Annotated in this window: 21 protein-coding genes; 11 read left to right on the forward strand and 10 right to left on the reverse strand. The window is 68.6% G+C overall.

Annotation, left to right across the window (positions count from 1 at the left end; all coding sequences use genetic code 11):
* Positions 1–37: 37 nt before the first annotated feature.
* The gene (locus ACTZWU_RS05005) at positions 38–1,933 is read right to left on the reverse strand and encodes a propionyl-CoA synthetase (protein WP_444736251.1); all 1,896 of its coding nucleotides are present in this window, start codon (positions 1,931–1,933) and stop codon (positions 38–40) included.
* A 229-nt stretch (positions 1,934–2,162) separates the two neighbouring features.
* A complete protein-coding gene (locus ACTZWU_RS05010; RefSeq protein ID WP_444736252.1) occupies positions 2,163–4,442 on the reverse strand; it encodes an NADP-dependent malic enzyme in 2,280 nt (759 codons plus the stop codon).
* A 171-nt stretch (positions 4,443–4,613) separates the two neighbouring features.
* On the opposite strand from ACTZWU_RS05010, the gene ACTZWU_RS05015 reads away from it, so the two are divergent.
* From ACTZWU_RS05015 to ACTZWU_RS05040, 6 genes are all read left to right on the forward strand, one after another.
* Entirely contained in the window at positions 4,614–5,006 is a 393-nt protein-coding gene (locus tag ACTZWU_RS05015; RefSeq protein WP_444736253.1) for a cytidine deaminase, read from the forward strand.
* Positions 5,003–6,286, forward strand: a complete 1,284-nt coding sequence (locus tag ACTZWU_RS05020) for a thymidine phosphorylase (protein WP_444736254.1) — start codon at positions 5,003–5,005, stop codon at positions 6,284–6,286. The genes ACTZWU_RS05015 and ACTZWU_RS05020 overlap by 4 nt, the downstream gene beginning before the upstream one ends.
* The gene (locus ACTZWU_RS05025) at positions 6,283–7,458 is read left to right on the forward strand and encodes a phosphopentomutase (protein ID WP_444736255.1); all 1,176 of its coding nucleotides are present in this window, start codon (positions 6,283–6,285) and stop codon (positions 7,456–7,458) included. The genes ACTZWU_RS05020 and ACTZWU_RS05025 overlap by 4 nt, the downstream gene beginning before the upstream one ends.
* A complete protein-coding gene (locus ACTZWU_RS05030; protein ID WP_444736427.1) occupies positions 7,446–8,426 on the forward strand; it encodes an adenosine deaminase in 981 nt (326 codons plus the stop codon). The genes ACTZWU_RS05025 and ACTZWU_RS05030 overlap by 13 nt, the downstream gene beginning before the upstream one ends.
* Positions 8,426–9,055, forward strand: a complete 630-nt coding sequence (gene upp, locus ACTZWU_RS05035) for a uracil phosphoribosyltransferase (RefSeq protein WP_444736256.1) — start codon at positions 8,426–8,428, stop codon at positions 9,053–9,055. Before ACTZWU_RS05030 ends, upp begins: the two co-directional genes overlap by 1 nt.
* Before the next feature lie 66 nt (positions 9,056–9,121).
* A complete protein-coding gene (locus ACTZWU_RS05040; RefSeq protein WP_444736257.1) occupies positions 9,122–10,063 on the forward strand; it encodes an SPOR domain-containing protein in 942 nt (313 codons plus the stop codon).
* A gap of 16 nt (positions 10,064–10,079) precedes the next feature.
* Here the strand turns inward: ACTZWU_RS05040 and hemE are convergent, their stop codons facing one another.
* A complete protein-coding gene (hemE, locus tag ACTZWU_RS05045; protein WP_444736258.1) occupies positions 10,080–11,108 on the reverse strand; it encodes a uroporphyrinogen decarboxylase in 1,029 nt (342 codons plus the stop codon).
* 73 nt (positions 11,109–11,181) lie between these two features.
* On the opposite strand from hemE, the gene hemC reads away from it, so the two are divergent.
* Positions 11,182–12,123: a hydroxymethylbilane synthase gene (gene hemC / locus ACTZWU_RS05050; RefSeq protein ID WP_444736259.1), complete on the forward strand. Its 942-nt coding sequence runs from the start codon at positions 11,182–11,184 to the stop codon at positions 12,121–12,123.
* 21 nt (positions 12,124–12,144) lie between these two features.
* Here hemC and lexA read toward each other — a convergent pair whose 3' ends face one another.
* The 7 genes from lexA to ACTZWU_RS05085 all read right to left on the reverse strand — a co-directional run bounded on the left by lexA (position 12,145) and on the right by ACTZWU_RS05085 (position 17,687).
* Positions 12,145–12,867 (reverse strand): transcriptional repressor LexA, encoded by a 723-nt coding sequence (lexA, locus tag ACTZWU_RS05055; protein ID WP_444736260.1) that lies wholly within the window; start codon positions 12,865–12,867, stop codon positions 12,145–12,147.
* A gap of 95 nt (positions 12,868–12,962) precedes the next feature.
* Positions 12,963–14,141 (reverse strand): molybdopterin molybdotransferase MoeA, encoded by a 1,179-nt coding sequence (locus tag ACTZWU_RS05060; protein ID WP_444736261.1) that lies wholly within the window; start codon positions 14,139–14,141, stop codon positions 12,963–12,965.
* Positions 14,138–14,611: a cyclic pyranopterin monophosphate synthase MoaC gene (gene moaC / locus ACTZWU_RS05065; protein ID WP_444736262.1), complete on the reverse strand. Its 474-nt coding sequence runs from the start codon at positions 14,609–14,611 to the stop codon at positions 14,138–14,140. Before moaC ends, ACTZWU_RS05060 begins: the two co-directional genes overlap by 4 nt.
* Entirely contained in the window at positions 14,608–15,399 is a 792-nt protein-coding gene (trpC, locus tag ACTZWU_RS05070) for an indole-3-glycerol phosphate synthase TrpC (protein WP_444736263.1), read from the reverse strand. Before trpC ends, moaC begins: the two co-directional genes overlap by 4 nt.
* Before the next feature lie 46 nt (positions 15,400–15,445).
* Positions 15,446–16,084, reverse strand: coding sequence for a uracil-DNA glycosylase (locus ACTZWU_RS05075; protein ID WP_444736264.1), 639 nt, complete (start codon positions 16,082–16,084; stop codon positions 15,446–15,448).
* Complete coding sequence (trpD, locus tag ACTZWU_RS05080; protein ID WP_444736265.1) at positions 16,081–17,100, reverse strand: anthranilate phosphoribosyltransferase; 1,020 nt, start codon at positions 17,098–17,100, stop codon at positions 16,081–16,083. The genes ACTZWU_RS05075 and trpD overlap by 4 nt, the downstream gene beginning before the upstream one ends.
* Positions 17,097–17,687, reverse strand: coding sequence for an anthranilate synthase component II (locus ACTZWU_RS05085; protein ID WP_444736266.1), 591 nt, complete (start codon positions 17,685–17,687; stop codon positions 17,097–17,099). The genes trpD and ACTZWU_RS05085 overlap by 4 nt, the downstream gene beginning before the upstream one ends.
* 166 nt (positions 17,688–17,853) lie before the next feature.
* Here ACTZWU_RS05085 and ACTZWU_RS05090 point away from each other — a divergent pair, with 166 nt between their 5' ends.
* From ACTZWU_RS05090 to trpE, 4 genes are all read left to right on the forward strand, one after another.
* Positions 17,854–18,564 (forward strand): hypothetical protein, encoded by a 711-nt coding sequence (locus ACTZWU_RS05090; RefSeq protein ID WP_444736267.1) that lies wholly within the window; start codon positions 17,854–17,856, stop codon positions 18,562–18,564.
* Entirely contained in the window at positions 18,564–19,739 is a 1,176-nt protein-coding gene (locus ACTZWU_RS05095; protein ID WP_444736268.1) for an aminotransferase, read from the forward strand. The genes ACTZWU_RS05090 and ACTZWU_RS05095 overlap by 1 nt, the downstream gene beginning before the upstream one ends.
* 63 nt (positions 19,740–19,802) lie before the next feature.
* Positions 19,803–21,749, forward strand: a complete 1,947-nt coding sequence (locus ACTZWU_RS05100) for a SurA N-terminal domain-containing protein (RefSeq protein ID WP_444736269.1) — start codon at positions 19,803–19,805, stop codon at positions 21,747–21,749.
* Positions 21,749–23,254, forward strand: coding sequence for an anthranilate synthase component I (gene trpE, locus ACTZWU_RS05105; protein WP_444736270.1), 1,506 nt, complete (start codon positions 21,749–21,751; stop codon positions 23,252–23,254). The genes ACTZWU_RS05100 and trpE overlap by 1 nt, the downstream gene beginning before the upstream one ends.
* Positions 23,255–23,288: the final 34 nt, after the last annotated feature.

Below are 23,288 nucleotides of genomic sequence, written 5' to 3' on the forward strand. Positions count from 1 at the left end.
GGCACGGGCCGGGGGGCAGCGCCCCCCAGCCGACCCCTCACCCCCGCGCCTCGGGATAGCCGACGCGCGCCAGAGCCACGGTGATCTCGTCCAGGATCGCCGGATCGTCGATCGTGGCTGGCATCTTGAACGCCTCGCCATCCGCGATCTTGCACATGGTCGCGCGCAGGATCTTACCCGACCTTGTCTTGGGCAGACGGTCAACCACGCAGGCGGTCTTGAAGGCCGCAACCGGGCCGATCTGGTCGCGCACCATCCGCACGACCTCGGCCACGACGGTCTCGGGCGCGGTCTCGACGCCCTTCTTCAGGCACAGAAGCCCAAGGGGCGCCTGACCCTTCAGCGCATCCGCCACCCCGATCACTGCGCATTCCGCGACGGCGGGATGGGCCGACAGAACCTCCTCCATCGCGCCGGTGGACAGGCGATGGCCCGCCACGTTGATCACGTCATCGGTGCGCGCCATGATGTAGAGATAGCCGTCCTCGTCCACATAGCCCGCATCGCCTGTCTCGTAGTAGCCGGGGAAATGCGACAGATAGGCCTTGTGGAACCGGTCCTCGGCATTCCACAGCGTGGGCAGCGTGCCGGGGGGCAGGGGCAGCTTGATGGCGATGGCGCCAAGCGTGCCGGGGGCGACGGGGTGGCCCGCCTCGTCCAGCACCTGCACGTCATAGCCGGGCATCGGGACCGAAGGGCTGCCCTTTTTAACCGGCAGCAACTCGACGCCAAGCGGGTTCGCGGCGATGGCCCAGCCGGTCTCGGTCTGCCACCAATGGTCGATGACCGGGACGCCCAACTGACGCTCGGCCCAGGTGATCGTGTCGGGATCGGCACGCTCGCCCGCCAGGAACAGCGCCCTGAGGCCGGTCAGGTCGTGGCGGCGGACATGCTCGCCCTCGGGGTCGTCGCGGCGCACGGCGCGGATCGCGGTGGGCGCGGTGAAGAAGCTCTTCACGCCGTGTTCCGCGATCATGCGCCAGAAGGTGCCCGCGTCAGGGGTGCCGACGGGCTTGCCCTCAAAGACGATGGTCGTCGCGCCGACCAGCAGTGGGCCATAGCAGATGTAGCTGTGCCCCACGACCCAGCCCACATCCGACGCCGCCCAGAACACGTCGCCTGCGCCGATGTCGTAGATGTGGCGCATCGACCATGCCAGCGCGACCATGTGACCCGCGGTGTGGCGCACGACGCCCTTTGGCTGGCCGGTCGTTCCCGAGGTATAGAGGACATAGGCCGGGTGGTTCCCCTCCACCGGTTCGCAATCGGCAGGGGTCACGCCCGCCTGAAAGCCGTGCCAGTCCAGGTCGCGGCCGGGGATCAGGGCGGCAACCTCCTGTTCGCGCTGCAAGATCACGCAGAAATCGGGCTTGTGGGCGGCCTCGTCGATGGCGCGGTCCAGAAGCGGCTTGTAATGGACGACTCGCCCCGGTTCCAGCCCGCAAGAGGCCGCGATGATCGCGCGCGGCTTCGCGTCGTCGATCCGCACGGCCAGCTCATGGGCGGCGAAACCGCCGAAGACGACCGAATGCACGGCGCCGATGCGCGCGCAGGCCAGCATCGCCTCCAGCGCCTCGGGGATCATGGGCATGTAGATGATGACGCGGTCGCCCTTGGCCACGCCGCGTGCGCGCAAGGCTCCGGCGAGGCTCGCCACGCGGTCCTGCAATTCGGCATAGCTGAGCTTGCGGATCGTTCCGGTGATGGGGCTGTCATGGATGATTGCGACCCGGTCGCCGTGACCCGCCGCCACATGGCGGTCCACCGCGTTCCAGCAGGCATTGCCGGTCGCGTCGGCAAACCACTCACCCGCCGGGCCTTGATCGAAATAGGCCCGTTCCGGCGCCTTGGTCCAGTCGATCGCGCTGGCAGCCTCCAGCCAGAACCGCTCGGGGTCTGCCTTCCAGGCGCTGTAGATTTCCCGGTATGCCATCGTATGCCCCTCCCTGCATCCTTGGCTGTTTGTTACGCAGGAAGGGTCGTTTGGCGCAACTCTGTTAGCGGACGAGGGGCGCTGCCGCAGTCGTTTTTACCCGCCTGCGCTGTGATTGCGCGGCGCAATTTTTGCAAAACCGGAAAGGCTGCAAAATGTCGCGAATTTCACGCGCCATCTTTGCAAATTCGGCGGCGCCCCGGCGCGGACGATTCGCCCGGGGCAGCGATCAGCCGTAATGGGCGACCGGGGTCCCGGCCAGAACGCTCATGTTCAGAAGCCCGCGTGTGGTGATCGAGGGCGTCACGATATGCGCCCGGTTGCCCATCCCCATCAGGATCGGCCCGACCTCCAGCCCGCCCGCCTTCATCTTCAGCGCGTTGCGCACCCCCGATGCCGCATCGGCATTCGCGAAAACCAGGATGTTCGCCGCGCCCTTGAGGCGCGAATCCGGGAAGATGCGGGCGCGGATTTCGGGGTCGAGCGCGCTGTCCACATGCATCTCGCCATCATACATGAAGTCCGGCTGCTTGGCGTCCAGCAGCGCCATCGCCTCGCGCATCTTGCGCCCCGAGGCGCTGTCGAGATTGCCGAATTGCGAATGGCTGCAAAGCGCCACGCGCGGCGTCAGGCCGAAGCGGCGCACATGGCGCGCGGCGCCGCAGACGGCTTCGGTGATCTGCTCGGGCGTGGGGTCCTGATGAACCTGCGTATCCGCAATGAAAAGCGGCCCGTCCTCGAGGATGATCATGGACAGCGCGCCATGCGGGCGCAGCCCGTCGCGGGCCAGAACCTCGCGGATGTAGCGCAGATGCCACGAGAACTGCCCGAACGTGCCGCAGATCAGGCTGTCGGCCTCGTTGCGATGGACCATCACGGCACCGATGGCGGTCGTGTTCGTGCGCATGATCGCGCGGGCGATGTCGGGGCTGACGCCCTGGCGGGCCATGAGGTTGTGATAGGTCTCCCAATAGTCCCGATACCGTGGGTCGTTCTCGGGGTTCACGATCTCGAAATCGCGTTCCGGGCGGATCGGCAGGCCCGCGCGTTCGGCGCGCATGGCGATGACCTCGGGGCGGCCGATCAGGATCGGGACATCGGTGGTTTCCTCAAGCATCGCATTGGCGGCGCGCAGGACGCGTTCATCCTCGCCCTCGGCAAAGGCGATGCGGCGGGTGGCGGTGGCGGCGGCCTCGAAGACCGGGCGCATGATCATGGCCGAGCGGAAGACCGAACCGTCGAGCTTCTGCTTGTAAGCGGCCAGGTCGGGCAGGGGGCGCGTCGCCACGCCCGATTCCATCGCCGCACGCGCGACCGCGCTGCTGACCACGCCGACAAGGCGCGGGTCAAAGGGCTTGGGGATCAGGTAGTCCGGGCCGAAGGTCAGCGTCTCGCCGCGATAGGCTGCGGCGGCCTCGGCGGCGGTCGTGGCGCGGGCCAGCGCTGCGATGCCTTCGATGCAGGCGATCTTCATCTCGTCATTGATCGTGGTCGCGCCCACATCCAGCGCACCGCGGAAGATGAAGGGGAAGCACAGGACGTTGTTCACCTGGTTGGGGTAGTCGCTGCGCCCGGTGGCGATGATGGCGTCGGGGGCGACGCTGCGCACCTCGTCGGGCTGGATTTCCGGCGTGGGGTTCGCCAGCGCGAAGACGATCGGGCGCGGGGCCATGCGGGCGACCATCTCGGGCTTCAGGACGCCCGGACCCGACAGGCCCAGGAAGAGGTCGGCCCCGTCGATCACCTCGGCCAGGGTCCGCTTGTCCGAGGGTTGCGCATAGGCGGCCTTTTGCGGATTCATGTCCTCGGCCCGGCCCTCATGGACCAGCCCGTGAATGTCGCAGAGCCAGACATTCTCGCGTTTCACGCCCAGCTTCAGCAGCATGTCCAGACAGGCGATCCCCGCCGCCCCGCCGCCGGTCGAGACGATCTTGATGTCCTCGAACCGCTTGCCGGCAATCCGCAGCGCGTTCGTGGCCGCCGCACCCACCACGATGGCGGTGCCGTGCTGATCGTCGTGAAAGACCGGAATGTTCATCCGCTCGCGACAGATCCTTTCCACGATGAAGCAGTCGGGGGCCTTGATATCCTCAAGGTTGATGGCGCCGAAGGTCGGCTCCAGCGCGCAGACGATCTCGGCCAGTTTCTCGGGGTCGGGCTCGTTCAGCTCGATGTCGAAACAGTCGATGTTCGCAAATTTCTTGAACAGGACCGCCTTGCCCTCCATCACCGGCTTCGAGGCCAGCGCGCCGATGTTGCCCAAGCCCAGAACCGCCGTGCCGTTCGAGACGACCGCGACAAGGTTCCCGCGCGAGGTATAGCGCGCCGCATTCGTCGGATCGGCCTTGATTTCCAGGCAGGCCTCGGCCACGCCGGGCGAATAGGCGCGCGACAGGTCGCGGCCATTGGCAAGGGGCTTGGTGGCGCGGATCTCGAGCTTCCCGGGACGCGGGAATTCGTGATAATCCAAGGCCGCCTGTCTGGCGCTGTCCTGCCTGCGTTCTTCCATCTCTGCCCCTCCGGTTTCGGAATTGGTTTACCGTTAAACCATTTGCGCGGCCTCGAACAGACGCGATGTCGCAGGCTTTCGCGCCTCTGCCGGGGTCGTGACGCGGCTGGCGGCTTGCGCGTCGCGCAATGCGGGCGCAAATTGCGGGGAATACGGATGAAAGGCTTGAACATGTCCCTTGTCGATGCTGCCCGCGAGGTGCGCGAGCGCGCCTATGTCCCCTATTCGCGCTTCAAGGTCGGCGCGGCGATCCGCGGGGCGTCGGGCGCGGTCTATCGCGGCTGCAATGTGGAGAACGTGGCCTATCCCGAGGGCACCTGCGCCGAGGCGGGCGCCATCGCCGCGATGGTGGCCGCAGGGGAGACCGAACTGGTCGAGGTCGCCGTGATCGCCGACAGCCCCAGCCCCGTGCCGCCCTGCGGCGGCTGCCGCCAGAAACTGGCCGAGTTCGGGCGCGCCGACGTACCGGTCACGCTGGCCACGACGGATGGCGCGCTTTTGGAGACCACGATCGGCGACCTCTTGCCGGGCCGCTTTGACGCCGGCCACATGGCCCGGACATGACCGATCCGCGCCCGGTGATTGCGGCGGTGCGCGACGGGCGCGGGCTTGACGGTCCGGGGGCCGCGCTGATCGCGCAGGGGCTGGCCGACGGGTCGGTCAGCGACGCGCAGGCGGGGGCCTTCGCCATGGCGGTGCTGACGCGGGGTCTGGGCGTGCCGGGCCGGGTTGCGCTGACGCGGGCCATGCGCGATTCGGGGCATGTGCTGCATTGGGACCTGTCCGGCCCTGTCGTGGACAAGCATTCGACCGGCGGCATCGGGGATACGGTCAGCCTGATCCTTGCGCCGCTTCTGGCCGCGCGGGGCTGTTTCGTGCCGATGATCTCGGGTCGGGGGCTGGGCCATACCGGCGGCACGCTGGACAAGCTGGAGGCGATCCCCGGCTATGTCTGCGACCAGCCCGAGGATGATCTCCGCCGCATCACCCGTCAGGTTGGCTGCGCCATCGTCGCGGCGACGGGCGAATTCGCGCCCGCCGACCGCCGCCTCTACGCGATCCGCGACGAATCGGGCACGGTGGAATCCATCGACCTGATCACCGCCTCGATCCTGTCCAAGAAGCTGGCGGCGGGGCTGGATGCGCTGGTTCTGGACGTGAAATCCGGCTCGGGCGCGATCCTCAAGAAGGCCGACAGCGCCGAAAGGCTGGCCCATGCGCTGGTCGAGACCGCGAATGGCGCGGGTTGCCGGACGGCGGCGCTGATCACCGACATGGACCAGCCCCTTGCCCGCAGCGCCGGCAACGCGCTGGAGGTGGCGGAGGCGATCCGCGTCCTGCGCGGCGAGTGTGGCGCGCTGCGCGACCTGACGCTGGCCTTGGCCGCCGAGGCGCTGACACTGGCCGGGCAAGGCGCCGAGGGTCTGGCCGAGACGCTGGAAAGCGGCGCCGCCGCCGAGCGTTTTGCCCGCATGGTCGCCGCGCAGGGCGGCCCCTCGGACCTGATTGACCGCCCCGAGGCGCATCTGGCCCGCGCCCCGGTCATCCTCCCGGTACCTGCGCCCCGGGGCCATGTCGCGCGGATTGATGTGACCGCGCTTGGCCATGCGGTCGTGGCCCTTGGCGGCGGTCGCGTGCGGGCCGGTGAGGCGATTGATCCGCGCGTGGGCCTGGATGCGCTGGCCCGTCTGGGCGAGGCGGTCGGCCCCGACCGGCCGCTGGCCATGATCCACGCCGCCGACGAGACCGCAGCCGAGATCGCCGCCGCCGCCGTCGCCGCGGCCTATCATCTGGGCGAGGCCGCCGATCCCGGCCCGCTGGTCCGTGCAAGGATCGCCCCATGAACCGCGCGTTCCTGATCGTGATGGACAGTCTGGGCATCGGCGGCGCCCCCGACGCGGCCTTGTTCTTCAATGACGGCCTGCCCGATACCGGCGCCAATACGCTGGCCCATATCGCCGCCGCGCATCCCCTGCGGATGCCGGTTCTGGACGCTCTGGGGCTGGGCGCGGCGCTGCGTCTGGCCTCGGGGGCGGATGCGCCGGGGCTGGACGCCGAACCCTCGGGCCTCTGGGCCGCGGCGACCGAGATCTCGCAGGGCAAGGACACCCCCTCGGGCCATTGGGAGATCGCCTGCGTCCCCGTTCCGTGGGAATGGCACTACTTTCCAAAGACCGTTCCCAGCTTTCCACCCGAGGTCACGGCCCGCATCCGCGATCTGGCGGGGAGTGATGGTATCTTGGGCGATTGCCACGCCTCGGGGACCGAGATCATCGACCGCTTCGGCGCCGACCATCTGCGGACCGGCTGGCCGATCTGCTACACCTCGGCCGACAGCGTGTTGCAGATCGCCGCGCATGAGGATGCGTTCGGCCTCGACCGGCTGATCGCGCTGTGCCGGGGTCTGGCGCCGATGCTGCATCAGATGCGCGTGGGCCGCGTCATCGCGCGGCCCTTTCGCGGCCAGCCGGGCGCGTTCCAGCGCACCGCCAACCGCCGCGATTTCGCCATCGCGCCGCCGGGCGACACGATCCTCGACATCGCGCACAGGGCAGCGCGCGTCACCCATGCGGTGGGCAAGATCGGCGACATCTTCAGCCATCGCGGCATCACCCATCAGCACAAGGGCTCGGATGCCGACCTTGCCGACCACCTGATCCGCCTTGGCCGCACAGCCGAGCCGGGCAGCCTGACCTTCGCCAATTTCGTCGAATTCGACGCAGCTTTCGGCCATCGCCGCGACATTCCGGGCTATGCGGCCCATCTTGAATGGTTCGATACGGTTGCCGGGCGCTTTCTGGCGACCTTGCGGCCGGGCGATCTGGCCGTCTTCACCGCCGATCACGGCAACGACCCGTCTTGGCACGGCACCGACCACACGCGCGAACGCGTGCCGGTCCTGGTGCATGGCGCGGGGCGGGGCGGGGCCGGGCTGGTCGGCTTTTCCGATATCGGCGCCTCGGTGCTGGCCCATCTGGGCCTGCCCGCTGCCGCACATGGGACATCCTTTCTATGAAGAAGACCGAGATTCACCTTCATCTTGAGGGCGCCGCGCCCCCCGATTTCATCCGCGCGCTGGCCAAGGAAAAGGGCGCCGACCTGACCGGCGTCTTCGACGAACGCGGCGCCTATGCCTATCACGGCTTCGAGGGCTTCCTGCGCTGCTACGAGGCGGCGACCGCCGTTCTGAAAACCCCGCGCGATTACGCCCGCCTGCTGGCCGAGGTGCTGGAACGCAGCGCCGAGGAAGGCGTGATCTACACCGAATTCTTCGTCTCGCCCGAGTTCTGCGGCGGCGGCGATCTGTCCGCATGGCGCGATTATCTGGCCGCCATGACCGAGGTGGCCGACAAGGCCCGCGCCCAAGGGATCGACAGCCGCGCCGTCGTGACGATCATCCGCCATTTCGGCCCCGAACGCGCCCGCCTGACCGCGCGCTGCGCCGCCGAGACCGCCTCGGCCGACTGGACGGGCTGGGTCACGGGCTTCGGCATGGGCGGGGCCGAGCAGATGCACAAGGCCACCGATTTCGCCTGGTCCTATGATTGCGCGCGCGAGGCCGGGCTTGGCCTGACCTGCCATGCGGGCGAATGGGGCGGGCCCGCCTCGATCCGCGAGGCGCTGGCGCTTGGCTGCACCCGGATCGGCCACGGCGTGCAGTCCATCGAGGATGCGGATCTGATGCGCGACCTGCGCGAGGCCGAGATCACGCTGGAGGTCTGCCCCGGCTCGAACGTGGCGCTTGGGGTCGTGCCGGACTGGGCCGCCCATCCCATCGCGCGGCTGGCCGATGCGGGGCTGCGCGTCACCGTCTCGACCGATGATCCGCCGTTTTTCCACACCACCATGCGTGATGAATACGACCGGCTTGCCTCGACCTTCGGCTGGGGCGATACGGAATTCCGACAGATCAATCTCTGGGCGCTGGAGGCCGCTTTCTGCGACCAGGCCACCCGCGACCGCCTGATGAAGGACTTTGCCTGATGCAGCACCTGACCGTCGTCGATCACCCGCTGGTGCAGCACAAGCTGTCGATCATGCGGCAAAAGGACGTGTCCACCGCCGGTTTCCGCCGCCTTCTGCGCGAGATCAGCCTGCTTCTGGCCTATGAGGTCACGCGCGAGCTGGAACTGACCACAACCCGGATCGAGACGCCGCTTTGCGAGATGGAGGCCCCCACGCTCGAGGGCAAGAAGCTTGCGTTGATCTCGATCCTGCGGGCGGGGAACGGGCTGCTGGACGGCATCCTCGAACTGATTCCCGGCGCGCGGGTGGGCTTTGTCGGCCTCTACCGCGACCCCGAGACGCTGAAGCCTGTCGAATATTACTGCAAGGTCCCGCGCGAGCTGGATGCGCGCATGACCATCGTTGTCGATCCGATGCTGGCCACAGGCAATTCCTCGGTCGCGGCCATCGACATGCTGAAGGAACGCGGCGCGAAAAACCTGCGATTCCTGTGCCTCCTGGCCGCACCCGAGGGCGTCCAGCGGATGCACGAGGCGCATCCCGACGTCCCGATTTTCACCGCCGCACTGGACGAGCGGCTGGACCACCACGGCTATATCGTGCCCGGTCTGGGCGATGCGGGCGACCGGATGTTCGGCACGAAATAGCGGCCGTTAACCGGGCCTTCACGCCCTTGCGCTAATCCTTGTCGCAGTTTGCGGCAAGGTGATCCCATGATGCGTGTTCCGGTCCTGATGGCGCTGTTGCTGGCCCCGCTTGCGGCCCTTGCCGCGCCGGTCCCGCCGCCGCCCGGGAATTTCACGGGCGTTCAGTATATCGACGGAAAAGGCTGCGTCTTTCAGCGGGTCGAGGGCGGCTGGCAGGCGCGCACCGGCAGCGCCGGTGAACCCCTCTGCGGCTTTCCACCCAGTATCGAAATGCGCCGCCTCGATCCTGACAGCAGCCATGTGCTGCTCATGGGACCGCCCGAACCTCCAGCCGATCCGGCCGCCCTCTTGGCAGAAAGGCTGGCCGAGGAATTGCGTCAGGCGGATCTTGCCGAACCCACGCCCGTGGTCGCACCGACACCGGCTGCCCCTTCGCCACTCAGCGAACAGATCGCGGCCAGCCTTGCGGTGCAGCAGCGTGCCGCGCAGGGTTTCGGCGTGCAGAGTGATCTCTGCCGCCGGCTGGGTTATGGTGACGATCCGGTCGAGGGGGGGGTGCCGGACCCGACAGGATTCTGCCCTGGCTCGCGCTCGCCTGCACCCGGCGCGGTGCTGGGCGATATGACGCCCGCGTCACGTCAGGTGGCATCCCCTGCAGACCCTGCACCGCCACGCCCCGCGGCCGCCGCTGCCACACACGCCCGCGCGCCAGAGGCATCTGCCGGACAGGCCGGCGGCGCACCGACGCGCCGCGCGGCAGCACCGGTTGCGGGTGTCGAGATGATTCCGGCTCATGCCCGCTACGTGCAGATCGGTGCTTTCCGGCCTGACGATGCTGACCGCGCGATCCGGGCATTGGCGGCAAAGCGCCTGCCTGCCGTCCGCCTGAGGGCCGATCCTGATCAGCCGATGGTCATCATGGCCGGCCCCTTCGACGACCGCCGGACATTGATCGAGGTGCTGAACCGCCTGCGCTCCGAAGGTTGGCCCGGCGCGGTTGCCCGCTGATCGGCTGGCCGGTCGATCAGGCGGTTCTGACCGCCTCGATCATCCGCGCGACATTGTCGGGATCGGCATCCGGCGTGATCCCGTGGCCCAGATTGAAGATATGTGGTCCGCCCCGGAAGGCGCGCGTGATCCGCTGCGCCTCTGCGACCAGTTCCGGCCCGCCCGTGACCATGTGCTGCGGCGCCAGATTGCCCTGCACGCATCCATCGACCTGGACATGGGCCGCAGCCCATTCGGCGGACACCGAATTGTCCAGCGCCACGCAATCCGCCCCGGTCGCTTTTGCAAAGCCGATATATCGTTGCCCGGCCTCGCGCGGAAAAGCGATGATCGGCACGCCCGGATGGCGCGCCTTGAGGGCAGCAATGATCCGGCGCGCCGGTTCGACAGCGAAATCGTCGAAATCCCGGCCCTTCAAGCTGCCCGCCCAGCTGTCGAACAGCTTGACGACCTCGGCGCCTGCCTCGATCTGCCGCGACAGATAGGCGATCGTCGCTTCGGTGATCAGGTCGATCAGCCGAAGGAAAGTGTCGCGATCCGTATCCTTCAGCGCATGGGCCGGGGCCTGATCCGGCGTGCCACGACCTGCCACCATGTAGGTCGCCACCGTCCACGGCGCGCCTGCAAAGCCGATCAGAGTGGTCTCGGCCGGAAGCTCGCGGCGAAGGATCCGGATGGTTTCGTAAACCGGGGACAGTCGCTCGTGGATCGCGTCGGCAGGCTTCAGCGCGGCAAGGTCCGATGCCTCGCGGATCTGGCTCAGCCGCGGGCCCTCGCCCGTCACGAACCACAGATCCGCGCCAAGCGCCTGCGGCACCAGCAGGATGTCGGCAAACAGGATCGCCGCGTCAAAGCCGAAGCGCCTGATCGGCTGCAAGGTGACCTCGGCGGCCAGTTCCGGATTGTAGCAGAGCGACAGGAAATCGCCCGCCTGGGCACGGGTCGCGCGGTATTCCGGCAGGTAGCGCCCGGCCTGACGCATCATCCAGATCGGCGGGGTCGGCAAAGTCTCACCCGCCAGGGCACGCAGCAGAAGTTTGGTCATGATGCCTCCTGCACCCCTTCAAAGCGAGGGACGGGGCGTTGTCAAGCTGGGGGCGGGCGGGTATGGCGGGGGCATGACACGCTTCCCTGACCCCACCCGCCCCCTCAGGATCGGAACGCGCGGCTCGGCGCTGGCGCTGGCCCAGGCGCACGAAACGCGCAACCGGCTCATGGCCGCCCACGGACTGCCCGAGGATGCGTTCCGCATTGTGGTGATCAAGACGACGGGCGACCGCATCCTTGACCGTCCCCTCAGCGAAATCGGCGGCAAGGGCCTGTTCACCCGCGAGATCGAGGATGCGATGCTGGGAGGCGAGATCGACATCGCTGTCCACTCGATGAAGGACATGCCGACCCAGCAACCCGAGGGGCTGGTGATCGATTGCTTCCTGCCGCGCGAGGATGTCCGTGACGCCTTCATCTCGCCGCATCATGCCTCGATTGATGCATTGCCACGCGGTGCGGTCGTTGGTTCCTCGAGCCTGCGGCGGCGCGCGCAATTGGCGCATCGGCGTCCGGACCTGCAATTGGTCGAGTTTCGGGGCAACGTTCAGACCAGACTGCAGAAATTGCAGGACGGCATCGCGGTCGCGACGTTTCTGGCTATGGCCGGGCTGTCGCGTCTGGGTCTGACCGAGATCGCGCGCAGCCCCGTCGAGCCCACGCAGATGCTGCCTGCAGTGGCGCAAGGCGCCATCGGGGTTGAGCGGCGTCGCGATGACGAGATGGTCGCACTGCTTCTGGCGCCGATCAACGACCGGCCGACGGAGTTGCGGGTGCGCGCCGAGCGCGCCTTTCTGGCGCGCCTCGACGGGTCGTGCCAGACGCCGATCGCCGCGCTGGCTGAACTGGCCGGCGATCGGCTGGTGCTGCGAGGCGAGATCCTGCGGCCGGACGGAGGCGAGGTCCACAGCGCGAGCCGAGAGGGCAGCATTGCTGACGGCGTGGCGATGGGCGACGATCTGGCAGGCGAATTGCTGATGCGCGCTGGACCGGGCTTTCTGGCCGGGGGCTGACCTGCCCCCGATCGATTGCATTCAATAGCTGCGGATCAACCCCACCAGCCGACCTTGAATGCGAACTCGGTCCTGAGGCAGGACGCGCGTCTCATAGGCAGGGTTCGCAGCCTCGAGCGCGATCATCGAGCCCTTGCGGCGATAGCGTTTCAGCGTCGCCTCTTGTCCATCGACCAAGGCCACGACGATATCGCCGTTTTCGGCGGTATCCTGTTCACGGATCACGACGACATCGCCGTCATTGATCCCGGCCTCGATCATCGAATCGCCTGTCACTTCGAGCGCGTAATGATGTTCGCGCCCCGTCAGCATCGTTCCGGGCACGGCGACGTGGTGGCTGACCTCGCTGATCGCCTCGATCGGCACGCCAGCGGCGATACGCCCCATCAGCGGCAGATCAACGGCAGGGCTGTCCACGACAGACATCGCACCGCGCGGACGCGCCGCGCGGCTGCCCTGTACGACACGCGGGCTGAACCCGTCGGCCCGGCTGACGGTCTGGCCGGAAGCCTCGTCGCGGGGCATCAGCGCGTCCGGCAGGCGCACGATTTCCAATGCACGGGCGCGATGGGGCAGGCGCCGGATAAACCCGCGTTCCTCAAGCGCCGTGACAAGGCGATGGATGCCCGATTTCGACCGCAGATCCAGCGCGTCCTTCATCTCGTCGAACGAGGGCGGCACGCCGTCGCGGCCCATGCGCTTTTGTATGAATTCCAGCAACTGGATCTGCTTCTTCGTCAGCATGGCCCGCAATTCCCCAAAGTTCTGTTATTGTTCTAGCCCAACGTGCGAATCTCGTCAACAAACTGAACAGATCGGCGTGAAGAAATCGTTAATCGTCAGGGGCCAAGGGGGATGTAGTCGAGGATCTCGCCGGCTTCGCGCGCGGGATCGCCAGCGGGGCGGACCAGAAGCGCATCGGCCGAGGAAAGGATCGACAACAGGGCGGAATCCTGACTGTCGAAAGGATCGGCGCAGGGCAGGTCATCGCCCGGCGTCAGTCTGGCGCGCAGGTAGTGTTCGCGCGGACCCTCGGGGGGAAGGGCGCGAGACAGGCGGGCGCGAAGACGGCTCGGTCCGGGATCGATCCCCTGCATCGCCCGCAGCAGAGGTTGCATGAACAAGATGCCGCAAGTGATTGCCGAAACTGGATTTCCAGGCAGTCCCAGCAAGGGCAATTTGCCCAGCATTCCCGACAGGAGCGGCTTGCCCGGTCGCATCGAAATCTTGTGGAAATCGCGATCAAACCCCTGATCCTGCGCGATTTGTGCGATCAGGTCCCGATCTCCGACCGAGGCTCCGCCAATGGTCACAAGAAGATCCGCGCCTTGCGCCGCATCAAGACCCCGCTGCAGGTCGGACGCCGTGTCGCGGGCGATGGGCAGCAGGCGCGGCTCGGCCCCTGCCTCGGTGGCCAGCGCGGCGATGGCAAGGTGGTTCGAGGCGATGATCTGGCCTTCGTCCGGGGTCGCGCCGGGTTGGAGCAGTTCGTCTCCGGTCGGCAGAATCGCGATCACGGGGCGGCGCGCCACCTGGACCTGCGGAATGTTCATTGCTGCCAGCAGCCCGATATCGGGGGCCGACAGCCTGCGGCCCGGTGCAAGGCGGTGGCCGGCGACGAAATCCCCGCCGCGCGGGCGGATGTGGCGCCCGGCCGAGGGGTTCGTGACCGTGACGGTCTCGCCTTCGCGGATGGTGTTTTCCTGCATCTCGACGCGGTCGTAGAAGGCGGGGACGGGCGCGCCGGTGAAGATGCGGATCGCGGTGCCGGGGCGCGGCGTGCCGTGCCAGGGATGGCCTGCGGCAGCCTCTCCGATGATCTGGAGCGGACCGGGCAGGTCGGCATCGCGCAGGGCGTAGCCATCCATCGCGGCGCTGTCGAAGGGTGGTTGCGTCAGGCTGGTCGGGGGGGCGTCCAGCAGGGCGCGGCCATAGGCGGCCTCAAGGCGGATCGTCTCGGGGCGCGGGGCGGGGGCCAGCGCCAGGACGCGGGCCAGAGCCTCGGCAACCGAGATCACGGCGCGGCCCGATAGGGGCCGGACTTGCCGCCCGTCTTGGAAAGCAGTCTTATGCCTTGAATCTCTATGCCTTTCTCGACCGCTTTCAGCATGTCGTAGATCGTCAGGCAGGCGGTGGTCACGGCGGTCAGGGCCTCCATCTCGACGCCGGTCGGCCCGGTGGTGCGGACGGTCGCAGTGACGCGGATGCCGGGCAGCCCCGGATCGGCTTCAAGCTCCAACGAGACCTTGGACAGGGGCAGGGGATGGCAGAGCGGGATCAGATCGGCGGTGCGTTTGGCCCCCATGATCCCGGCCAGCCGCGCCACGCCCAGCACATCGCCCTTGGCGGCGCCGCCCTGGGCGAGGGCCAACGTCTCGGGCGTCATGCGGACGCGACCCTCGGCCACGGCCTCGCGCAGCGTCGCGGTCTTTGCCGAGACATCGACCATATGCGCCTGACCGGATTGGTCGAAATGCGTCAGGCTCATGCGGCGACCTCCAGAATGGCGCGGGTGGCGGCGGCGACGTCGGATTGCCGCATCAGGCTTTCGCCGATCAGGAAGCGCCGTGCGCCCACCTGCATCATCGCGCCCAGATCGGCGGGCGTGAACAGGCCGCTTTCGCAGACAAGCTGCCGGTCGGCCGGGATGCGGGGCGCCAGATCGCGGGTCACGTCCAGCGTCACCTCGAAGGTCTTGAGGTTGCGGTTGTTCACCCCGATCAGCGGCGATTTCAGCTCCAGCGCGCGGTCCAGTTCCCGGGCGTCATGGACCTCGATCAGCACATCCATGCCCCAATGAATCGCGGCGTCTTCCAGATCGCGGGCGAGCGCGTCCTCGACCGAGGCCATGATGATCAGGATGCAATCGGCGCCCCAGGCGCGGGCCTCGGCCACCTGATAGGTGTCATAGAGGAAATCCTTGCGCAGCGCGGGCAGGTCGCAGGCCGCGCGGGCGGCGGTCAGATAATCGGGCGCGCCCTGAAAGCTGGGGCCGTCGGTCAGCACCGACAGGCAGGCCGCGCCGCCTGCCTGATAGGCGCGGGCGAGGGCGGGCGGGTCGAAGTCGGGCCGGATCAACCCCTTAGAGGGGCTGGCCTTCTTGATTTCCGCGATCAGCGCCGGGCCGGTCTTTGCGGCGCGGTCGAGGGCGCGGGCAAAGCCGCGCGGGGCATCTGCGGCGCGGGCCTGCGCCTCGAGTTCGGCCAGCGGACGGGCCGCGCGGGCGGCGGCGATCTCGTCCAGCTTGTAGGCCTTGATCTTGTCGAGAATGTTCATGCCCCGGTTCTAGCCCCGGATGGCGCGTGGGGGAAGGGGGTGCGGATCAGCCGGTCCAGTCGATCCGTTCCCGGCCCGAGGCCGCAAGCCAGTCATTGACCCGGCTGAAGGGACGCGAGCCGAAAAATCCCCGTCGCGCCGATAGCGGCGAGGGATGGGCGCTGGCGACGGTCAGATCGCCCGCGCGCGGCAGGCCGGCCAGCGCCTTCTGCGCGTGGTTGCCCCAGATCACGAAGGCCAGCGGGCCGTGGCGCTGCGCCTCGGCCACGGCCTGCCGGGCCAGTCGGTCCCAGCCCCAGCCGGCATGCGCCCCCGCCTGACTCGGCATCACGCTGAGCGCCGTGTTAAGCAGCAAGACCCCCTGTTCCGCCCAGAAGGACAAGTCGCCATCCGCCGGAACCCCGCCCAGATCGGCCTGCAATTCCTTGAAGATATTGGCCAGCGACCGAGGCAGCGCCACGCCCCGTTCCACCGAAAAGGCCAGCCCGTTGGCATGGCCCGGCGTCGGATAGGGGTCCTGTCCCAGGATCACGACACGCACCCTTTCGGGCGGTGTGGCCTCCAGCGCGGCGAAGAGGCGCCCGGGTCCGGGCAGAAAGCCGGGCAGGGCGGCCAGCCGGTCGCTGATCAGGGGCCATTCGGCGCGGAAAAAGGGCAGATGCGCCCAGGCGGCGGGCGGGGTCACGATTCGGGGGCGCCGGTGATCTCGGCCAGAGCGGCCAGCTTGGCGCGCGCCGCGCCGCTGTCGATCGCTTGCGCGGCCATCGCGGCCCCCGCGCGCAGATCGGGCACGCGCCCCGCGATCAGCAGGGCCGCCGCCGCGTTCAGCAGGACCGCATCGCGATAGGCGCCGGTCTCGCCCTCAAGCAGGGCCCGGAAGGCGCGGGCGTTCTCGGCAGGCTCGCCGCCGATGATCTTCTCGAACGGGTGGCGCGGCAGGCCCGCATCCTCGGGCGTCACCGTGAATTCCTCGATCCGGCCATCCTTCAGCGCGACGACCTGCGTTTCGCCCGCGATGGTGATCTCGTCGGTGCCGTCGCTGCCATGGACCAGCCAGGCGGCCTCGCTGCCCAGATCGCGCAGGACCTCGGCCATCGGGCGCAGCCAGGCGGTCGAGAAGGCGCCGGTCAGCTGGCGGCGCACGCCTGCGGGGTTGGTCAGCGGGCCCAGCAGGTTGAACACCGTGCGGGTGCCCAGTTCGGCGCGGGGCGGGCCGACATGGCGCATCGCCGGGTGGTGCATCGGTGCCATCATGAAACAGATGCCCGCGCCCGTGATCGCCTGCTGCGCCACGGCCGGGCCGCCCATCACGTTGATCCCCATCTGCGTCAGCGCATCCGCCGCCCCCGATTTCGACGACAGGTTGCGGTTGCCATGCTTGGCGACCGGCACGCCCGCACCCGCCACGACAAAGGCCGTCGCGGTCGAGATGTTCAGCGTGCCCTTGCCGTCGCCGCCCGTTCCGACGATGTCCATTGCGCCATCAGGCGCAGTGATCCGGTTCATCCGCGCACGCATCGCACCTGCGGCGGCGGCGATTTCCTCGACCGTCTCGCCGCGCACGCGCAAAGCCATCAGCAGGCCGCCGATCTGCGCCGGGGTCGCGGCGCCGTCGAACAGGGCGGAAAAGGCCAGCGTCGCCTCGGGGCCGGTCAGGGCGCGTTCGGCGGCAATGCCGATCAGGGGCCGGATGTCGGTCATGCGGCGTCTTTCCGTGCCGCGCAACGGTCAAGGAAATTGCGGATCATCTCGTGCCCGTATTCCGAGGCGATGGATTCGGGGTGGAATTGCACGCCCTCGATCGGCAGGGCCTCGTGGATCAGGCCCATGATCGTGCCGTCATCCGAGGTCGCGGTCACGCGCAGGCAATTGGGCAGCGTCTCGGGCTGGACGGTCAGCGAATGGTAGCGCGTCGCGTTCAGCGGCGAGGGCAGGCCGGTGAAGACCCCCGTGCCGTCATGGCTGATCGCATCGACCTTGCCGTGCAGGATGCGGTTGGCGCGCACGACATGGCCGCCGAAAGCCTCGCCGATGGCCTGATGCCCCAGACAGACGCCGAACAGCGGAATGCCGCGTTCCGCCGCCGCCCGGATCAGGTCGAGACAGATCCCCGCCTGCGCCGGATCGCAGGGACCGGGCGAGATCACGATGCCCTCGGGGGCCATCTCAAGCGCCTCGTCCACGGTGATCTGGTCGTTGCGGCGCACGATGACCTCGGCCCCGGCTTCGCCCATGTAATGGACAAGGTTCCAGGTGAAGCTGTCGTAATTGTCGATCAGAAGGATCATGATGCACCCGTCTTAGGCAGTTCGGGGCCTTGGCATGGGGGCGGTTTCCCCCCGCGAAAGCGTCGGCTATAGATGGGCCAAAGCGCGACCAAGGGTCAAGAGCGGCATTCGCCTTGCCCGGTCGCTGAGCAGAACAGACAGCGCCGCGGCGCGGGATGAAGGGCAGATGGCAGGCGGGTTCTTTCGCGGGGTGATCCATGGTGCGGCGGTTGGCGCGGCCTTGCTGGCGGCGGGCGCACTGGTGATGCCGTTGCCTCAACTCCAACCCCAACCCCAACTCCAACCTGACAGCCAGGCCGACCAGGCGACGCTGGCGCAGCCCGAAGCCGCGACCCCGCCGGTTGCCGCGCCCGAGGCGCCTGCGCCGCAGGAGGGTGGCCCGGCGCTTGGGACGCTGGATCTGCCCGTCGGGTCGGAATTCGGCCGGGGCGGCGATCTGCCGCCGCGTCTGCCCGCGCCCAGCAGCGGCACCGCCGCCCTGCCTGCGCCCGCGCCCGCCATCGCGCCCTCGGCCTCGGAACCCGCGCCCGTCGCTGCGACCGGCGCCAACGAGCCGCCCGAGACCGCCCCCGATCCCGACGCCCCCGCGCGCAGCCAGCCCTTGCCTGCCACGGACAGCCCCGCGCTGGACCTGCCTGCGCTGGATGGCGCAGCTGCGCCCGACCGTCCCGCAGCCCCCGCCGCAACCCTGCGCGCGCCCCGCGACGAGGCGCCCGCAGCCCCCGCCGCGACAGAACCTGCCCCCCTTGATCCCGCCCCCCTTGATCCCGCAGCCGAAACAGTCCTGCCCACCGCCATCCCCCGCCTGCATGCGCCCGCGCTGGATCTGTCCCTGCCGCCCGACCTCAGCGACCTGCGCCGACTGGAGCGTGACTGATGCAGCCCATGAATCCCCTGATCGCCGCCACCTTTGCACCCCCGGTGATGGAGGCCCGCCGCTGGCTGGATGGCGTGCAATTCGCACCCGACCGCCCCTTGCTGAATGTCAGCCAGGCGGCCCCCGTCGATCCGCCGCCCGAGGGGCTGCGGCAGGCCATGGCGGATGCCCTGCTGAACCGGCCCGAGGCGCATCTTTATGGTCCCGTTCTGGGGAATGCCGATCTGCGTGAGGAAGTCGCGCTTGCCTTCTCGGCGGCCTATGGGGGTGCGGTCGCGCCTGCTCAGGTGGCGATCACGCAGGGCTGCAATCAGGCCTTCTGCGCGGTCATGGCCAGCCTTGCCGGGCCGGGCGATCAGGTCATCCTGCCGACGCCGTGGTATTTCAACCACAAGATGTGGCTGGACATGGCCGGCGTGGAAACCGTGCCGCTGGCCTGCGGAGACGACATGCTGCCCGATCCCGACCGGGCGGCTGCGCTGATCACGCCGCGGACCCGCGCCATCGTTCTGGTCACGCCCAACAACCCCTCGGGGGCGGAATATCCCGCCGACCTGGTCGGGCGCTTCTTCGATCTGGCGCAGCGCCACGGCATCGCGCTGGTCCTGGACGAGACCTATCGCGATTTCGACAGCCGCGAGGGCGCGCCCCATGACCTGCTGACGCGGCCGGGCTGGGACGAGACGGCGATCCAGCTTTACAGCTTTTCCAAGGCTTACCGCCTGACCGGGCACCGCGTCGGCGCGCTGGTCACGAGCCCCGCGCGGCTGGCCCAGATCGAGAAATTCCTCGATACCGTCGCCATCTCGCCCAGCCAGCCGGGTCAGATCGGCGCGGTCTGGGGGATGCAAAACCTCGGGCTGTGGCTGGCGGGCGAACGGGCCGAGATCCTGGCGCGGCGCGCTGCGGCAGATGCGGCGCTGTCAGCCCTGCCGGGCTGGCGGCTGAAAAGCGCGGGCGCCTATTTCGCCTGGATCGAACATCCCTTCGCCGAAAGCTCGGCCGATCTGGCGCGCCGCATGGTGGCCGAGATCGGCGTTCTGGCGCTGCCCGGCACGATGTTCACGCCCGATGACGACCCTTCGGGCGCGCGCCATCTGCGGATCGCATTCGCCAATGTCGATGCGGCCGGGATCGGTCAACTTGCCGAAAGGCTTGGCCTCTTGCGCGGCTGACGGCTTGTCGCGGGGGCCGCGCCGTCCTAAAGACGGCAGCGACGACAAGCACAAGGACAAGCCATGGCCAACCTGCGCGCAAAGGGCAAATCGACGATCGTCTGGATCCTGATGGGTCTGATGGTCCTGGGCCTCGGGGGCTTTGGCGTGACCAGCTTCTCGGGTGGGTCAACCGCCGTGGGGCAGGTGGGCGAGACCCGCGTGACCGCCGACGAATATGCCCGCGCGCTGCGTGGCGAGATGGTGGCCATCACCCGCCAGACCGGCCGCCCGCTGAGCATGTCCGAGGCACAGGCGATGGGCCTGCCGCAGGCCGTGCAGGCCAACCTGTTCACCGCCGCCGCCCTTGCCGAACAGGCCCGCGTGATGGGCGTTTCGGTCGGCGACGAGCGGGTCGCCCAGACGATCCTGGCCGCCGATGCCTTCCGCGGGCCGAACGGCCGCTTTGACCGCGCGGCCTATGCCGAGGTGCTGCGCCGCGAGCGCCTGACCGAGGCCGAGTTCGAGGCCGCGATCCGCACCGACGAGGCGCGGCTTTTGCTGCAACGCGCCGTTGCCGGTGGCGTCGCTGCGCCCGCGCCGATGGTCGACCAGACGACGCGTTGGGTCCTTGAGGCCCGCGATTTCAGCTGGCGCGAACTGACCGAGGCCGATCTGCCCGCCCCCATCGCCGAACCCGACGAGGCGACGCTGGAGGCCTGGCACGCGGCCAATGCCGACCGCTTCACCGCGCCCGAGACGCGCGTGATCTCTTACGCTTGGGTGACGCCGCAGATGCTGGCCCCCGAGGTCGAACTGGACGAGGCCGCCCTGCGCGCGACCTATGACCAGAACATCGCGGAATTCCAGCAACCCGAACGGCGACTGCTGAGCCGTCTGATCTTCGGCTCGCAGGAACAGGCCGACGAGGCCGCCGCGGCCATCGAGGCGGGCGAACAGCCCTTCGAGGCCTTCGTGCTGCAACGCGGCCTGACGCTGGACGATGTCGATCTGGGTGCGGTCACGCAGGCCGAACTGGGCAGCGCCGGGGGCGAAGTCTTTGCCGCGCCGGGCAATCAGGTCGTCGGCCCCCTTCAGACCGATCTGGGCTGGGCGCTGTTTTCCGTGAACGCGATCCTCGATCCGGTCGATGTCCCCTTCGAAGAGGCCCGCGAGGGCCTGCGCGACGAGGCCGCGCTGAGCCGTGCGGCGCGCCTGATCCAGGACCGCGTTCTGGAATTCGAGGACCTGCTCGCCGGTGGCGCCACGATCGAGGATTTGGCCGCCGAGACCGAGATGCAGGCCGGTCGGATCGAATGGCATCCGGGGCTTGAAGCCGCCGAGGACAGCATCGCCGCCTATGCCGATTTCCGCGAGCGCGCCGAGACCATCACCGAACGCGACTTTCCCGAATTGTTCGAGCTGGTCGATGGCGGCGTCTATACGCTGCGTCTGGACGAGGTGATCCCCCCCGCGCTGATCCCCTTTGCCGAGGCCCGCGACGAGGTTCTGGCCGACTGGCGCCAGGCCGAATTGCAGCGCCAGCTTCTGGAACTGGCCGAGAACCTTCAGGTCGCGGCCCTGGCCGATGCCGTGGTCGAGCCGATGCGCGCCCTGCAACCCGCCCCCGAAACAGCCGCCACGCTGCCCGCCGACAGCGCATCCGACGCAACCGGGGATGCCGCCGAGGCGCCTGCCGATCCCTGGACCTCGGAAACGCAGATGGTGCGCAATTCCTGGCTGCCGAACCTGCCTCAGGCCGCGCTTCTGGAAGCCTTTGCCATCGACGAACCCGGCGAGGTCGAGATCGTCGATGCGGGCGACCGGGTGATCCTTGTGCGTCTGGATGCGGTTGGCGATGCGGACCTCTCCAGCGCCGATGCGCTGGCCGTTCAGGACCGGGTCGCCGCGCGGATCGGGCAGTCGCTGCAGGACGACATCTTCGACTATTTCGCCCGCTACGTTCAGCGTCAGCACCGGATCGAGGTCAACCAGGCCGCGATCAACGCCATCAACACGCAGGTCCAGTGATGCAGCTTTCCCCCGATTTCGACGCCTTCCAGCGCGAATGGCAGGCGGGGCGCAACCAGCTTGTCACGATCCGGCTGGCGGCGGATCTGGACACGCCGGTCAGCCTGATGCTGAAACTGGCCGAGGCCGCGCCCCACAGCTTCATGCTGGAATCGGTGACGGGCGGCGAGCTGCGCGGCCGCTACTCTATCGTCGGCATGAAGCCGGACCTGATCTGGCAATGCCGCGACGGCCGCGCCCGGCTGAACCGCGAGGCGCGCTTTTCGGACGCCTGGCAGGATGACGACCGCCCGGCCTTGGACAGCCTGCGCGCGCTGATCGCCGAAAGCCGGATCGAGACCATGCCCGAAGGCGTGCCGCCCGTCGCGGCGGGGCTGTTCGGCTATCTGGGCTATGACATGATCCGGCTGGTCGAGCATCTGCCCGACGTGAACCCCGATCCGCTGGACCTGCCCGACGCGATCCTGATGCGGCCTTCGGTCGTGGCCGTTCTGGACGGCGTCAAGGGCGAGGTGACGCTCTGCGCGCCCGCATGGCATGACGGCAGCGGCAATGCCCGCGCCGCCTATGCCCGCGCCGCCGAGCGCGTGATGGACGCGCTGATATCGCTGGACCGCGTCCCGCAAGAGCCGCGCGCCCTGGGCGACGAGGCCCGGATCGGCGAGCCGATCTCGAACTTCGCCAAGGCCGATTACCTGGCCGCGGTCGAGAAGGCCAAGGATTACATCCGCGCGGGCGACATCTTTCAGGTCGTGCCGTCGCAACGCTGGCGGATGGACTTTCCGCTGCCGCCCTTCGCGCTCTATCGCAGCCTGCGGCGCACGAATCCCTCGCCCTTCATGTTCTACCTGAACATGGGCGGGTTCCAGATCGTCGGCGCCTCGCCCGAGATCCTCGTGCGGCTGCGCGACGGCGAGGTGACGATCCGGCCCATCGCGGGCACCCGCCCGCGCGGCGCCGACGAGGCCGAGGACAAGGCGCTGGAGGCCGATCTGCTGTCGGACCAGAAGGAACTGGCCGAGCATCTGATGCTGCTGGATCTGGGCCGCAACGATGTGGGCCGCGTGGCGCGCCCCGGCACCGTGCGCCCGACCGAGCAATTCGTGATCGAACGCTACAGCCATGTCATGCATATCGTCTCGAACGTGGTGGGCGAGCTGCGGGGCGGCGAGGACGCGCTGTCGGCGCTGCTGGCGGGCCTGCCCGCGGGGACCGTTTCCGGCGCGCCCAAGGTCCGCGCGATGGAGATCATCGACGAGCTGGAGCCTGAAAAGCGCGGCGTCTATGGTGGGGCGGTCGGCTATTTCGCCGCCAATGGCGAGATGGACATGTGCATCGCGCTGCGCACGGGTGTCGTCAAGGACGGCGCGCTTTACATCCAGGCCGGGGGCGGCGTCGTCTATGACAGCGACCCCGAGGCCGAGTTCATGGAAACCGTGAACAAGTCGCGCGCCCTGCAACGCGCGGCCGAGGGCGCGGCGCGCTTCCTGCCCGGCAACCGCTGAGGGCGGGCGGCCATTCCCCCTTGTGCGATGGCGG

Source organism: Paracoccus sp. NSM (assembly GCF_052379855.1).
GTDB lineage: Bacteria > Pseudomonadota > Alphaproteobacteria > Rhodobacterales > Rhodobacteraceae > Paracoccus.